We start from the raw sequence: 13,643 nt of genomic DNA, 5'->3' as shown, positions 1-13,643 counted from the left end.
AACTGTTCAACCATGGGAGGCGCGATGAAACGATCGGACAATACGCGGTGCGGCGGCATCGGCGCACGTGCGGCGCGCATCATCCGCATGCGGCCGGTCGTGCCGATCGCGAGCATACTGTTGCTGTCGTTTGCGTGGATTGCGACGCCGCGCATCGCATCGGCTGACGAAAGCGTGCGCACGAAGCTCGCGAGCCAGGCGTCCGCCGTGGGCGGCCAGTTGCGCGATGCGACCCTCGCGTCCCGTATCCGCGCGGCGCTCGTCGCCGAGCGCGGGCTCGCCTCCGACGACATCGACGTGCAGGTGCACGGCCGCGTGGCCGAGCTGACGGGCAGCGTGCCCGACGAGCGGCAGCATGCGGCCGCGGTGCGCGTCGTTCACGACGTCGACGGCGTCAGCGGCGTGCGCGACAGGCTGCAGATCCGCCGGAAGTAACGTGATGCGCGGGCAAGCGTCGGGCCGGTTGGGCGTCGCGCGCCTTGCAGCCCTGCGCGGCACCGTGCAGGAGGGTTCGACATGGACACCATTATCGCGGGCCGCTTCTCGACACTCGAGCAGGCGGAGCGTTGCGCGGCGCAGCTGCGCGGCCACGTCATTCATCGGGACGACGTGAAAGTCTTCTTTCTGAACCCGCCCGGCCAGCATGCGTTGTTCTGGCTCGGCGGCGACGTTTATGCGGATTCCGCGGCGCGTCCCGGCGGCCTTGGCGCGCTCGAAGGCGTGGCCGTCGGCGCGATCGTCGGACTGATCGGCGCCGCGCTGCTGTATCTGGGCGGGCTCCATTCTCCGCTCGCATGGTTCGGCGTGCCGCTGGTCGGCGGCTACGTCGGCGCGTTGTGCGGCGCGCTCGGCAAGATGCGCGGCGACGCGCCGGAAGGGCATGGTGCGCTGAAAGCGTGCGAAAACGGCGTCGTACTCGCCGCGCACGTGACGCGCCGCACCGCGACGTTTGCGGAGCGCACGCTGCTCGCGGCCGGTGCATTATCGATCGAGCGCGTCGAAGGCGCGTGGAGCAAGGGCGCGTGGACGGATTTCTTCACGTCCGCGCATCGTCCGGCATGACACGCATGTTCATGGGGCGCGCAGCCGGACCGAATCGGCGCGCAGCGGATGACGTGCGCAAGGCACGGGGCGATTGGGACGCGTACCGTCCCGTCGTGCTCGCCGCCGCCGCATGCATGCTGGTATCGCGCATGGTCTCGCCAGTGCTCGGCGCAGCGATCGATGCGCCGGCGCCGCTCGCATCGTCGGTGCAAGTCGCACCGGGCGTGATTCGTCCCGGCGAGACGGCAGACGAAGCGGACATGGCGCGGCGGCCGACCGGCATCGATGCGGAATTCGTCGACAAGGCCGGCATCGTCGGCCAGACGCAATTGCGGGCGAGCCAGCTGGCCCTCGACCGCTCGTCGAATCCGGACGTGAAAGCGTTCGCGCGCAAGATGCTCGACGATCACGATCGCATGACCGCGGAGTTGCGCAAGCTCGGCGCGCGCAAGGGCTTGCCGGTGCAGGCGAAGATGCTCGTCGATCCGGCGGTGACGGCGTTGCGCGCCAAAACCGGGCACGCATTCGACATCGGATATGTCGCGATCGCGGGGCCGGCAGCGCACGAAGCGGCGATCAAGCTGTACGAAGCCGAAGCGCGCGACGGCCGCGACCCGCAACTTCGCGCGTTCGCGGCCGCCGCGCTGCCTACCTTGAACGCGCACCTGAGCGCCGCGCGCGCGCTCGCGAAATCGGTCGACGCCGCGCACTGATCAGCGCCCCGCGCACAATGCGCGTATCAGCGCCGCGGGGCGTCGCTTTCGGGGCCGCCAGGCGAGGCCTCGTGCGGTGGCGCGTCGAGCGCCGTTTCGCCTTCCTCGATCAGCCAGTAGCGCGAAGCGCCGTAGTACGCGTGCACCGCTTCGGCCCAGCCCGGATCGGCCATTGCCGGCCAGTGGTCCTTGTCGAAGCCCGGCGCCGCGCGCACGCGCTCCGTCGGCACGGGCAGCACGAAGCAGCGGCGCTCGACGTCGAGCGTCAGCAGGCTCCACGGCACCGCGAGCAGCTTGTCGCCGATCCCGAGAAAGCCGCCCGACGACACGACCGCGTATGCGATCCGGCCGGCGCGCACGTCGAGCATGATGTTCGTGACCTTGCCGATGTCGTCGCCGTCGATCGTCAGCACGCGATCGTCTTCGAGCGTGCCGGCGGCCATCACGTCCGGGCCGGGGCCGCCGGACGAGCGGCCGGTGTCGCCGACGATGCGCGACGGGGTGTCCGTTGTCATCGATTGCCTCCTGGTCGAAGCGGCGCGGCGCACGAGCCGTGCACGGCGCGGGTGAGAGAACGGGCGATCATCGGCGCCGCGGCAGCGACACGTCTTCGAGCGTGTTCGCGAGCTCGTCGCGGGCGGGGCCGCCCGCGCGGGTTGCGATGTCGCCGAGCGACAGCATGCCGACGATCCGGTGCTGCGCATCGAGTACGGGCATCCGGTGCAATTGCACCTCGGCCATGCGTTTCTGGACGTCGCCGACGCCGTCGTCCTCGACGCACCACTGGACGGGGGCGGACGCGACGGCCTTCACAGGCGTGTCGGGCGAGTGCCCGTGCGACAGCGCGCGCACCGCGAGGTCGCGGTCCGTGACGATCGCGACGAGTTCGTTGCCGTCGCAGACCGGCAGCACGCCGATGTCGAAACGCTGCATCAATGCGGCCGCATGGCGAATCGTGTCGGTGGGCGCGACGCACACCACGTCGCGCGACATGATCTCGTTGACGCGATACATGAACGCCTCCTTCGTGAGCGAGACGATCCGGTAGCAGGACGCGTGCCGCGCCCGATCGGCATGCGTCGCGCGTGCGCTGCGCCGCCACGGAGAAATTTGCCAGCCGGGTTGTACATCTTCCACGGCGGCAGCCGTGGCGGGGCCGCACGCGTCGGTCAGTGGCCGACCCCCGTCATCACGACGATCGCGAATACCAGCGCGCTCTCGATCGCGGCAAGCGCCGCGACGCCGGCGGCGCCACTCACTTCGTGCCACGCGCGTTCCATGCGTTTCATCAGTTCACTCCGGTTGTGCCGGCCCGGCGCGGCGCTGCCGCGCGTGCAGAGCCGGGTGCCGCCGTCAGCCGTGATCGCGGGGCGGTGGTGGGGCGTCGGGCTTGCGCGGGGCGCGTTCGCCGGACGGCTTGGCGGGGTCGATTCGCGTCGCGCCGCCGACGGCGGGCGGATCGCTGGCCGGGAACGTTTCCTCGAGCCCTTCGTCGATGCGCTCTTCCGTCTTGTCGTCGGACGGTTTGTGCGACGCGGCGAAGAGGCCGGGTCCGGCGGCCGGTAACACGGCATCGCGGCGGCCGGGTGCGTGAGCGGTCATGATCGAACCTCCTTACACGTTGAGAGGGCGCAAGCCCCGTACCCATGATCCTGCCGGCATCACGGGCATAGCGTCCGACCGGCCGGACGCCCCAGGATAGCCGGCATTTATCGACACATGAGCAGACCGGGCCCGCGGGTGACCGCGCAGCGGCGTGCGGCCCGATCCCATTCGGGCTTGCTGTCCGCCGAGCGCCGAAGGCCGGACGATGTCGCTCGCAACGGCGGCCTGCCGGGCGCGACGGTCCGCCAAACGGCGCGAGCGGGCACGCCGATTGCGTACGGTCGCCGCGCCAATCGACACGCGCGAGCCGCCGCGCAGGAGCGACATGAACACCCAATCGATGCTGCACCGTCCCGAACCGATACCCGACGTCGATCCCGACCCGGCGCTGCCCGAGCACGACGATCCGGTCGACCCGCCCGTGCCATCGGGTCCGCCGTACGGCGATCCGCCGTCACAGCCGCAACCGATGCGGATGCCGGGAGGACGCAGCGAACCGCGGCCGGCCGCGCGATCACTGAAAGGAGGACCATCATGGACATTCACGTGCAATCGCCGGACAAGCGCGCGATCGCCCAGGTGCTGGGCCGCTATTTCGAATCGCGCTCGTTGCGCTACCACATCGAGGAACTGCCCGGCGGGGTGCTCCATATCGGCTTTCGCGCAAGCGGGCGGCCGGTTGCGGTCACCGTGTCGTTCGACGACTCCGCGTACGACACCTACACGCACTGGGACGCGAGCCAGAAGCAGCTCGCGCTCGGGCGGCTCGCCGACGGCTTTTCGCGGATGATGGCGAGCCGCAGCCCCGCCGCGCTCGCCGGCGACTATCACGTCGAGCGTTTCTGATCCGCCAATCTTCCCCCCGGCGCCAGCCGGACACCGGCAAAGTGCCCGTTCCAGACGGGCGCTTTGCGGCTTCACGCGCGTCGCGTAGGATATTCACTTATTCAGCGTACGCTACGTTCGCGCCGTCGACTGCCTGCCGGCGGAGCCGGACAGACGCGGCGCGTTTTTCTTCAGGCGCCTTTGCGCAACCGACGGAGACCATCTTGATGACCGTTGCTCGCCCGTTGCTGTCAGCCGGTGCTCGCCGCTTCGTTACGGGCCTGTCGGCCTTCGCCGCACTCGCGGCTGCCGGCGCACGCGATGCGTCGGCCCAGACGCCTTCGCCGCTCGGCGAATGGCAGTATTCGGCGGGCGTTCCGCTGCAGAAGCTGTTCAACCCGACGGTGCCGACATGGCAGGTCAGCGTCGGCGCCGCGATGACGCTGCAGCCGCGTTACGCGGGTTCCGATCGCTACCGCGTGATGGGCGGCCCGAACCTCGACGTCCGCTATCGCGACCTGTTCTTCCTGTCGACGGGCGACGGACTCGGCGCGAACGTGCTGCGCGGGCCGAACTGGCGCGTGAGCCTGTCCGTCGGCTACGACCTGGGACGCCGCTCGGCCGACGATCTCGACCACCTGAACGGCCTCGACAACATCAACGCGGCCCCGGTGATGAAGCTTGCGGCCGATTACGTGATCTCGAAGGATTTCCCGTTGGTGCTGCGCGCGGACGTGCGGCGCAGCATCGGCGGCTCGAACGGCTGGGTCGGCGATTTTTCCGCATACATGCCGATGCCGGGCAGCAACGAGCACTTCTTCTGGTTTGCGGGGCCGACGGTGTCGTTCGCCGACTCGCGCTACATGAACGGCTGGTTCGGCGTGAATCCGGGCGCGTCCGCGCGTTCCGGGCTGCCGGCCTATTCGGCGAGCGCGGGGATGAAGTCGTTTGGCGCGGGCGTGACGATGGTCTGGTTCGTCAACAAGCACTGGTTCCTGACGGTGGACGGAGCTGTGGAGCAACTCGTCGGCCGTGCACGGCGCAGCCCGATCACGCAGCAGTCGACGAACGGCGTGTTCGACATGTCGGTCAATTACCAGTTCTGAGCCTCTGAGCCGGGCTGATCCTGCCCGGGACGAAGCCGGGGGCTTGCCCGCGGTGCTGGCGCGTGCGGCGTTGTTCTTCACATTTGCTATGATTCGAACCTGTACAAACGTACAGTGATCGATTCCCGTGACGCCTGCATCGCCGACGCCCCCGGCGTTTTACTACCTGACCAATTTCGAACGCGCGCTGGCCTGGCTCGGCGAGCGCTACGACGACCTGCTCGACGCGCACGAACACGCGTTTCTCGCGCAGTTCGCGCAGTTGCCGAAAGCGTCGCGCGCGCTGCTCGTGCGGATGCTGATGCGCACCGGCTCCGACTTCCGCGCGAGCAAGCTCGTGTACGACGAAATCGGCTGCACGCTCGACGCGGCCGCGCCGCTCGTCGCACTGGGCTGGGTCGATCCGGCGCCCGCGCTTACGCTCGACGAACTGTTTGCGCTGTCGACCAAGGCCGATCTGCTGAAGGTGTTCCCGTCGCTCGCCGCGCATGCAGGCGAGCGCAAGCCCGACTGGCTCGAGCGATTGCGGCCCGGGCACACCGACGCGCAGCCGCTCGACGCATGGTGCGAGCACGCGGGCGATCGCGTGCTGCGCGTGACCGTTGGCCCGCTGTGCGAGCGCCTGCGGCTGATGTTCTTCGGCAATCTGCACCAGGACTGGAGCGAGTTCGTGCTCGCCGATCTCGGCGTGTTCCAGTATGAAAGCGTGCCGATCGCGCCGTCGTCGCGCGCGTTCCAGCATCGCGACGACGTCGATGCGTATCTCGCGCTGCACGCGTGCCGCGAAGCACTCGACGCGTGGCCCGACGAGCTGCCGTTCGACGGCCTGCTGCACGCGATCGACGCGGTCGGCTGCGCGCAGCCGTGGCTGGCGACGCGCCGCGCGAAGCTGCTGTTTACGCTCGGGCAGGCCTGCGAACGGCGCGCCGACTGGAGCACCGCGCTCGACGCCTATGCGCGCAGCGCGTGGCCGGGCAGCCGGCATCGGCGCATTCGCGTGCTCGAGCGCTGCGGGCGCGACGACGACGCGCTGGCGCTGGCGCTCGACGCGCGCGGCGCGTTCGAGAGCGACGAAGAGCGCCAGCGCATCGAGCGGATGCTGCCGCGCCTGCAGCGCCGCGTCGGGCAGCCGGTCGAGCGGACGGCCGCCGTGCCGGGCGCGCCTCGCGAAACGCTCGTGCTGGCGCGCCCCGAAGCGTTCGTGAGCGTCGAATTCGCGGTGCGCGACCATCTCGCGCTGCCCGATGCGCCGGTGCATTACGTCGAGAACACGCTGATCAATTCGCTGTTCGGACTGCTGTGCTGGGAGCCCGTGTTCGCGGCCGTGCCCGGTGCGTTCTTCCACCCGTTCCAGCGCGGGCCGGCCGATCTGCACGCACCCGATTTCGCGCTGCGCCGCGGCGATGCGTTTGCCGCATGCTTTGCGCAACTCGATTCGGGCGCGTACCGCGACACGATCCGCCGCCACTACGCGACGAAGGCGGGGCTGCAGTCGCCGTTCGTATTCTGGGGCGTGCTGACTGACGAGTTGCTCGACCAGGCGCTCGCGTGCCTGCCGCCCGAGCATCTGCGGCTGTGGTTCACGCGCCTGCTTGCGGACATTCGCAGCAACCGTTCGGGGCTGCCCGACCTGGTCCGGTTCTGGCCTGGCGAGCGGCGCTACGAGCTGATCGAGGTAAAAGGGCCCGGCGACCGGCTGCAGGACAACCAGACACGCTGGCTCGCGTACTGCATCGCGCACGGGATGCCTGTGCGTGTCGTCGATGTCGAATGGGCGGCGGGTGCCGGCGTGGAGCCGGCCGAAGCGGCGGGGCTGTCGGCATGAGCTATGTCGTCGCGGTGCGGGCGATGTGCGAGTTCACCGCGCGGCGCGGCGATCTCGACCTGCGCTTCACGCCCGCGCCGACCGCGCTCGAAGGCATCGCCGGACATGGCGCAGTCACGTCGAAACGCGGCGCGCGCTACGAAACCGAAATCGCGCTGACCGGCACCTGGGGTACGCTCACGGTGCGCGGGCGCGCGGACGGCTACGACCCGGTCGCGAACCGTGTCGAGGAAATCAAGACCTACCGCGGCAGCCTCGATGCGATGCCGGCCAACCATCGCGCGCTGCACTGGGCGCAGGCGAAGGTCTATGCGCACCTGATGTGCGCCGCCCGCGGTCTCGCGGAAATCGACGTCGCGCTCGTGTATTTCGACATCGTGTCCGAACGCGAGACCGTGCTGACGGAAACGCTGAGCGCAAGCGCGCTTGCCGAGTTTTTCGCCGAGCAGTGCGCGTGCTTCGTCGGCTGGGCCGAGCGCGAGACCGCGCACCGAGCGGCGCGCGATGCGGCGCTGCGTGCGCTGACGTTTCCGCACGGACAGTTCCGCAGCGGGCAGCGCGAACTGGCCGTGTCCGTCTATCGGGCCGCGCGCGACGAACGCTGCCTGATGGCGCAGGCGCCGACCGGCATCGGCAAGACCCTCGGCACGGTGTTCCCGTTGCTGAAGGCGTGCGGCGAGGGCGAGCTCGATCGCGTGTTCTTTTTGACCGCGAAGACGCCCGGCCGCGCGCTCGCACTCGACGCGGCGGCGACGCTCGGCGCGGGCACGCCGGCGCTGCCGCTGCGCGTGCTCGAACTCGTCGCGCGCGACAAGGCGTGCGAGCATCCGGACCGCGCGTGTCACGGCGAGTCTTGCCCGCTCGCGCAAGGCTTCTACGACCGGCTGCCGGCCGCGCGCGATGCGGCGATCGGTGCAGAGCTGCTCGATCGCGGCACCGTGCGCGCGGCGGCGCTCGCGCACGACGTCTGCCCGTATTACCTCGCGCAGGAACTCGCCCGGTGGTCGGACATGGTGATCGGCGACTACAACTATTACTACGACGGCAGCGCGATGCTGCACACGCTCGCGCAGCAGAACCAGTGGCGCGTCGGCGTGCTCGTCGACGAAGCGCACAACCTGCTCGATCGCGCGCGCAAGATGTACAGCGCGTCGCTCGACCCGTTCGCGTTCGCGGCCGCGCGGGACGCGGCGCCCGCGCCGCTGCGCAAGGCGTTCGACCGGCTCGCACGGGCGTGGGGGGCGCTCAATCGCGCGCAGGCCGAGCGTTACGCCGCGTATCCTGACATCCCCGGCCCGATCGTCTCGGCGGTTCAGCACCTCGTCGCGACGATTGGCGAACATCTCGCCGACGCCCCGCGCGCGAACGACGATGCGCTGCTGCGCTTCCATTTCGATGCGATCCAGTTCGGCATGCTTGCCGACGCGTTCGACAGCGCGTCCATCTTCGACGCGACGCTGCACGGCGAACCGCTGCCGCGCCAGCCGGCGCTCGACGGCGTCGTGCCGGCCGGCCGCCGGCGACGCATCCAGTCGACGCTGTGCGTGCGCAACGTGATCCCGGCCGGGTTTCTTGCACCGCGCTACGAAGCAGCGCGCGCGACGGTGCTGTTTTCCGGCACGCTGAGCCCGTTTCATTTCTATCGCGACACGCTCGGGCTGCCGGCCGATACGGGCTGGCTCGACGTCGACGGGCCGTTCCGCGCGGAGCAGCTGACCGTGCGCGTCGCGAGCCATGTGTCGACCCGCTGGCGCGATCGCGACCGTTCGCTCGAACCGATCGCGGACCTGATCGCCGCGCAGTATGCGACGCGACCCGGCAACTACCTCGGTTTTCTCAGCAGCTTCGACTATCTGGCGCGTGTCGTCGCGCTGATGCAGGTGCGTCATCCTCACGTGCCGGTATGGGCGCAGGCGCCTGGCATGGGCGAAAGCGAGCGCGACGCGTTTCTTGCGCGTTTCGACGCGCGCGGGCGCGGCGTAGGCTTCGCGGTGCTGGGCGGCGCGTTTTCTGAAGGGGTGGATCTCGTCGGCGAGCGGCTGATCGGCGCATTCATCGCGACGCTCGGGCTGCCGCAGGTCAACGACGTCAACGAACAGATGCGGCGCGCGATGGATGCGCGTTTCGGCAACGGGTACGACTACATGTACCTTTATCCGGGGCTGCAGAAGGTCGTGCAGGCGGCCGGACGCGTGATCCGCACCGAACACGACGAGGGCGTCGTGCACCTGATCGACGATCGCTATCGACGACGGGAGGTGCGCGATCTGTTGCCGCGATGGTGGCGGATCGGGTGACGCCGTCGCACGGGCCGGACGTTGCGGGCGTGGCTACAGCACGTTGAGCATCGCCAGCGCGGTTTCCTGCAGATGCGGCAGCACGCGGCGCACGGCCGCGTCGGTCGATTCCGCACCGATGGGCATGTTCGTGCTCAGCGCGGCGACGACTTCGCCGTGGCGATTCTTCAGCGGTACCGCGATTCCGCGCACGCCGACCTGCAATTGCTGTTCGATCACCGCGAAGCCGGCGTCGCGCGCGCGGTCCACCTGTTCGAGCAGGCGCGGCTTGTTCGTGATCGTGTGCGGCGTGAACGGCGCGAGTTCGGCCTCGTCGAGCCACGCGCGCACGGCCTCGCGATCCGGATGATGCGCGAGCAGCACGACGCCGGGCGACGTCAGCGGGGCCGGCACGCGCGCGCCGAGCACGAAGCCGGTCGTCATCACGCGCGACACGCCGTTGCGGGCAATGAACACGAGTTCCCAGCCGTCGAGCACGCTCACGTACGCCGATTCGTTCAGCGATGCGCTCAGCTGCTGCAGATACGGCTGGACCGTGCGCGGCAGGCGCGCCGAATCGAAATACGACCAGCCGACCCGCAATACGCGCGGCGTGAGGCCGTACAGTTTGCCGTCGGAATGGACGTAGCCGAGCGATTCCAGCGTCAGCAGGTAGCGCCGCGCGGCCGTGCGCGTGAGACCGGTACGGGCGGCGGCCTGGGTGGGCGTCATGCGCGCGTGCTGGCTGTCGAATGCTTCAAGGATCATCAGGCCTTTTTCGAGGCCGGCGATCCAGTCGCGTCGGTCCAGGTCGGGCTTTTTCGTCATCGCGGGCGGGCGGTGGATGCGCGGTGTTCGCGCGGGAATGGGCGATTGTCTGCAACCGCAAACTGCAGATGTCTTGGCGCGAGGCGGGGAAGTTTCCGGGGCTGGTCGGAAGTTCGTGCCATGTCGTGCCGCTCATCGATGAGCATGACTGCGCACGGCGGCATCGGTTGTCCTTCTACGATGCATGCGTTGTGGCGACTGCTTTGCCCGAAGGGTGTAAACGCCTCCTGATTGATTGACATCGCGGACACCGCACGCAAAGCCCCGGAACGGGATGCGGCGCGACCGTCACGCGCGCCGCACCCGTGCGAGCCTTACTCGCTGCTCGTCCACTCGACGTTCGCACCGACCGAACGCAGGTTTTCGACGAAATGCGGGTGTGCGCGTCGAATGGGCAGCGCATTCATGATTTCCGAGCGGCCCTCGATGCTCGCGGCCACCATCAGCAGCGCGATCGCGACGCGGATAATGTACGGGCTCTCGACACGCGCCGGCGTCAGTTGCAGCCCGCCGAACGTGATCAGCCGGTGCGGATCGGACAGCAGCACGTGCGCGCCGAACTTCGACAGTTCGCCCGACCAGCCGAGCGCGCCGTCGTACACCTTGTTCCAGAACATCGCGCTGCCTTCCGCGCGCACGCCGAGCGCGATGAAGATCGGCAGCAGGTCGACCGGCAGGTACGGCCACGGCGCGGCTTCGACCTTGGTCAGGATGTTCTGCGTGAACGGCCGGCGCACGCGCAGCGGGCCGTCGCGTTCCGCGCGGGACCAGCCGTCGCGATGCGTGACGTTCACGCCGAACTTCGCGAACGTGCGGTCGATCAGCGGGAAATGCTCCGGCGACGAATTGCGAACCGTGATGTCGCCGCCCGTGATCGCGCCGAGCGCGAGGAACGTTGCGATCTCGTGGAAATCCTCGGCGAACCGGAATTCGCCGCCGCCGAGCTTGCCGCCGCCCGTCACGCACAGGCGCGACGTGCCGATGCCTTCGATCGCGACGCCGATCATCGCGAGGAACTTGCAGAACTCCTGCACGTGCGGCTCCGACGCCGCATTCATCAACGTCGACGTACCGCTCGCCGCGGTCGCGCACAACGCGAAGTTCTCGGTGGTCGTGACCGACGCGTAGTCGAGCCAGTGATCGTTGGCCGTCAACGGGCCGTCGGCGCGGACGATCAGCGAATCGGGCGTGCGCTGGATATGCGCGCCGAAGCGCTCGAACACCTCGACGTGCGGATCGATTTCGCGCACGCCGAGCGTGCAGCCTTTCACGTCGTTCTCGAGGCGCGCGACACCGAAGCGCGCGAGCAGCGGCGGAATCAGCATGATCGACGAGCGCATCGCTTCGGGCAGGCGATGAACGGCCGGATCGAACGTCGTGTTGCGATGGTGGAGATCGAGGATGCCGGTCGTGAAATCGACCGACACGTCGCTGCCGAGCGTGCGGAAGATGTCGAGGATCTTGCGCACGTCGGTGATGTCCGGCACGCCGACGAGGCGCAGCGGCTGATCGGTCAACAGGGTCGCGCAGAGGATCGGCAGGACGGCGTTCTTGTTCGCGGACGGCTTGATGTCCCCGCGCAGCGGGGTGCCGCCGTGGACGATGAGATTCGACATGATATGGGGGCGTATCGGTGACTGACGTAGGCCCATATGATGCCATTGGTCGGCGGGCGGCGTGGAATGTTCAGAACGGAAAAAGGGCTTCTGCACGCACGATTGACGGTGTTTGACGTTGGGCGACGCGACTCGCCGCGACCCCGCCCGTTGCCGAAACGGCCGGCCGCGCATCGGGCCGGCCATGCAGTCACGCGATCACCGCGCGGCGCGCATCCGCGCGGCAACGACCAGCGAGATCAGGCAGCCCACCGCGAGATAACCGGCGACGAGGTGCCATGAACCGCCGCCCACGCTGACGAGCGCCACTGCGATGAACGGCGTGAATCCGCCGCCGACCACGCTCGCGAACTGATAGCCGACGCCCGCACCGCTGTAGCGGTATTCGGCTCCGAACAGCTCGGTGAAAAGCGGCTGCTGAACGCTCACGACCATGTCGTGTGCTGCATTGGCCAGCAGGATCGAGAACAGCACGATCCACGCGATCGAGCGCGACTCCAGCGCGACGAAGAACGGCACCGCCGAAGCGAGACCGATCAGCGCGCCGATCAGGTAGATGCGGCGCAGACCGAAACGGTCGGCGAGCCATGCAAAGCACGGGATCGTCACGCAGCTGATCGCGCCGACCAGCAGGCCGATGTTCAGGAACAGGTCGCGCGACAGGCCGAGGTTCGACGTCGAATAGCTGAGCGCGAACGCGGTAACGATATACATCGTGAACAGCTCGGCAAGCCGCAGCGCGACGATCAGCAGGAACGCCTTCGGATGGCGCGTCAACGCCTCGAGCACCGGCAGGCGCAGCTTGCGGTTGCCGTGCTCGACCTTCTCGACGAACTCCTGCGATTCGTCCATGCTGTTGCGCACCCACAACCCGATCAGCACCAGCACGATGCTGAACACGAACGGCAGGCGCCAGCCCCACGACTTGAACGCGGCGTCGCCGAGCGTATGGCTCAGGATCGACACGATCCCCGTGGCCAGCACGAGCCCGACACCGTAACCGACCTGCACGCCGCTGCTGTAGAACGCCTTCTTCTGCTTCGGGGCGCTCTCGACGGCCATCAGCGCCGCGCCGCCCCATTCGCCGCCGACCGCAAAGCCCTGGATCGCGCGCATCAGCACCAGCAACACGGGCGCCCACCAGCCGATCGTCGCGAAGCTCGGCAACAGGCCGATCGCGACGGTCGACAGCCCCATCAGCATCACCGTCAACACGAGCATCCGCTTGCGGCCGAGCCGGTCGCCGTAATGGCCGAACACGATGCCGCCGAGCGGACGGAACAGGAATCCGACGCCGAAGGTCGCGAACGCCGCGAGCGTGCCCATCGTCGGGCTGACCTTCGGGAAAAACTCGGAATTGAACACGAGCGCGGCGACGATCCCGTACAACAGGAAGTCGTACCAGTCGACGACTGCGCCGACGAAACTGCCGATTGCGGCCTTGCGGGCCTGGCTGCGCGCGCGGGTACTCGCGGCCGCATCAAGGGTATCGAAAGTGGGGGTCATGAAGGCGTCTCCTGGCACCGCGCATCGTGGAATCGCGGCGGCGCCGCGTCCGATGCTGCATTGAAGTCGAAGGGTGAACGGAGAATAGGGCGCGCGCTGCATCCCGGCAATTGGCCGATCCGCCAAAGTGCGCGATTATCGTTCGATTGTGTGCGATTATCGAACGGTTTCCGGGTTTGCACTAGGCCAGGCACCCATCTCCCGTTCGGCCAGGGTGTGCCGCCGTGAACGATCTGGTTAAAATCTGGACCATCGAAACCTCGCCCGGATCGGGTGGTTGTCCGGCCGTCACATCGGCC

General features: G+C 68.5%; 13 protein-coding genes. 7 read left to right on the top strand and 6 right to left on the bottom strand.

What is annotated here, in order from left to right:
- The first annotated feature begins 24 nt into the window (after window positions 1–24).
- From KDW55_RS05200 to KDW55_RS05190, 3 genes are all read left to right on the top strand, one after another.
- On the top strand, window positions 25–435 hold the full coding sequence (locus KDW55_RS05200) for a BON domain-containing protein (protein WP_209822591.1): 411 nt from the start codon (window positions 25–27) through the stop codon (window positions 433–435).
- Between the two features lie 81 nt (window positions 436–516).
- Entirely contained in the window at window positions 517–1,062 is a 546-nt protein-coding gene (locus KDW55_RS05195; RefSeq protein WP_059546874.1) for a hypothetical protein, read from the top strand.
- Window positions 1,063–1,193: 131 nt separating this feature from the next.
- On the top strand, window positions 1,194–1,757 hold the full coding sequence (locus tag KDW55_RS05190; RefSeq protein ID WP_249173853.1) for a DUF4142 domain-containing protein: 564 nt from the start codon (window positions 1,194–1,196) through the stop codon (window positions 1,755–1,757).
- 26 nt (window positions 1,758–1,783) lie between these two features.
- Here the strand turns inward: KDW55_RS05190 and KDW55_RS05185 are convergent, their stop codons facing one another.
- From KDW55_RS05185 to KDW55_RS05175, 3 genes are all read right to left on the bottom strand, one after another.
- Window positions 1,784–2,272 (bottom strand): PRC-barrel domain-containing protein, encoded by a 489-nt coding sequence (locus KDW55_RS05185; protein ID WP_040139790.1) that lies wholly within the window; start codon window positions 2,270–2,272, stop codon window positions 1,784–1,786.
- Between the two features lie 67 nt (window positions 2,273–2,339).
- A complete protein-coding gene (locus KDW55_RS05180) occupies window positions 2,340–2,771 on the bottom strand; it encodes a CBS domain-containing protein (protein ID WP_212160030.1) in 432 nt (143 codons plus the stop codon).
- Between the two features lie 339 nt (window positions 2,772–3,110).
- The gene (locus tag KDW55_RS05175) at window positions 3,111–3,359 is read right to left on the bottom strand and encodes a hypothetical protein (RefSeq protein ID WP_040139792.1); all 249 of its coding nucleotides are present in this window, start codon (window positions 3,357–3,359) and stop codon (window positions 3,111–3,113) included.
- Between the two features lie 537 nt (window positions 3,360–3,896).
- Here KDW55_RS05175 and KDW55_RS05170 point away from each other — a divergent pair.
- From KDW55_RS05170 to KDW55_RS05155, 4 genes are all read left to right on the top strand, one after another.
- Window positions 3,897–4,208, top strand: coding sequence for a hypothetical protein (locus KDW55_RS05170; RefSeq protein ID WP_040139793.1), 312 nt, complete (start codon window positions 3,897–3,899; stop codon window positions 4,206–4,208).
- A gap of 206 nt (window positions 4,209–4,414) precedes the next feature.
- A complete protein-coding gene (locus KDW55_RS05165; protein WP_040139794.1) occupies window positions 4,415–5,293 on the top strand; it encodes a MipA/OmpV family protein in 879 nt (292 codons plus the stop codon).
- Between the two features lie 127 nt (window positions 5,294–5,420).
- Window positions 5,421–7,118, top strand: a complete 1,698-nt coding sequence (locus tag KDW55_RS05160; RefSeq protein WP_212148205.1) for a VRR-NUC domain-containing protein — start codon at window positions 5,421–5,423, stop codon at window positions 7,116–7,118.
- Entirely contained in the window at window positions 7,115–9,415 is a 2,301-nt protein-coding gene (locus tag KDW55_RS05155) for an ATP-dependent DNA helicase (protein WP_212160031.1), read from the top strand. The genes KDW55_RS05160 and KDW55_RS05155 overlap by 4 nt, the downstream gene beginning before the upstream one ends.
- Window positions 9,416–9,448: 33 nt before the next feature.
- Here the strand turns inward: KDW55_RS05155 and KDW55_RS05150 are convergent, their stop codons facing one another.
- The 3 genes from KDW55_RS05150 to shiA all read right to left on the bottom strand — a co-directional run bounded on the left by KDW55_RS05150 (window position 9,449) and on the right by shiA (window position 13,344).
- Window positions 9,449–10,222: an IclR family transcriptional regulator C-terminal domain-containing protein gene (locus KDW55_RS05150; RefSeq protein WP_040139796.1), complete on the bottom strand. Its 774-nt coding sequence runs from the start codon at window positions 10,220–10,222 to the stop codon at window positions 9,449–9,451.
- Between the two features lie 314 nt (window positions 10,223–10,536).
- Window positions 10,537–11,838, bottom strand: coding sequence for a UDP-N-acetylglucosamine 1-carboxyvinyltransferase (locus tag KDW55_RS05145; protein ID WP_040139797.1), 1,302 nt, complete (start codon window positions 11,836–11,838; stop codon window positions 10,537–10,539).
- Between the two features lie 198 nt (window positions 11,839–12,036).
- Window positions 12,037–13,344 (bottom strand): shikimate transporter, encoded by a 1,308-nt coding sequence (shiA, locus tag KDW55_RS05140; protein ID WP_040139798.1) that lies wholly within the window; start codon window positions 13,342–13,344, stop codon window positions 12,037–12,039.
- Window positions 13,345–13,643 lie beyond the last annotated feature (299 nt).

It is taken from the genome of Burkholderia sp. AU19243, assembly GCF_018148075.1.
In the GTDB taxonomy this organism is placed as follows: Bacteria; Pseudomonadota; Gammaproteobacteria; order Burkholderiales; family Burkholderiaceae; genus Burkholderia; species Burkholderia latens_A.
This window is presented reverse-complemented; position numbering and strand designations above follow the sequence as displayed.

Coding starts and splice junctions, on each gene's coding strand:
- KDW55_RS05200 (WP_209822591.1), top strand. CDS start 25: ATGAAACGATCGGACAATACGCGGTGCGGCGGCATCGGCGCACGTGCG.
- KDW55_RS05195 (WP_059546874.1), top strand. CDS start 517: ATGGACACCATTATCGCGGGCCGCTTCTCGACACTCGAGCAGGCGGAG.
- KDW55_RS05190 (WP_249173853.1), top strand. CDS start 1,194: ATGGTCTCGCCAGTGCTCGGCGCAGCGATCGATGCGCCGGCGCCGCTC.
- KDW55_RS05185 (WP_040139790.1), bottom strand. CDS start 2,272: ATGACAACGGACACCCCGTCGCGCATCGTCGGCGACACCGGCCGCTCG.
- KDW55_RS05180 (WP_212160030.1), bottom strand. CDS start 2,771: ATGTATCGCGTCAACGAGATCATGTCGCGCGACGTGGTGTGCGTCGCG.
- KDW55_RS05175 (WP_040139792.1), bottom strand. CDS start 3,359: ATGACCGCTCACGCACCCGGCCGCCGCGATGCCGTGTTACCGGCCGCC.
- KDW55_RS05170 (WP_040139793.1), top strand. CDS start 3,897: ATGGACATTCACGTGCAATCGCCGGACAAGCGCGCGATCGCCCAGGTG.
- KDW55_RS05165 (WP_040139794.1), top strand. CDS start 4,415: ATGACCGTTGCTCGCCCGTTGCTGTCAGCCGGTGCTCGCCGCTTCGTT.
- KDW55_RS05155 (WP_212160031.1), top strand. CDS start 7,115: ATGAGCTATGTCGTCGCGGTGCGGGCGATGTGCGAGTTCACCGCGCGG.
- KDW55_RS05150 (WP_040139796.1), bottom strand. CDS start 10,222: ATGACGAAAAAGCCCGACCTGGACCGACGCGACTGGATCGCCGGCCTC.
- KDW55_RS05145 (WP_040139797.1), bottom strand. CDS start 11,838: ATGTCGAATCTCATCGTCCACGGCGGCACCCCGCTGCGCGGGGACATC.
- shiA (WP_040139798.1), bottom strand. CDS start 13,344: ATGACCCCCACTTTCGATACCCTTGATGCGGCCGCGAGTACCCGCGCG.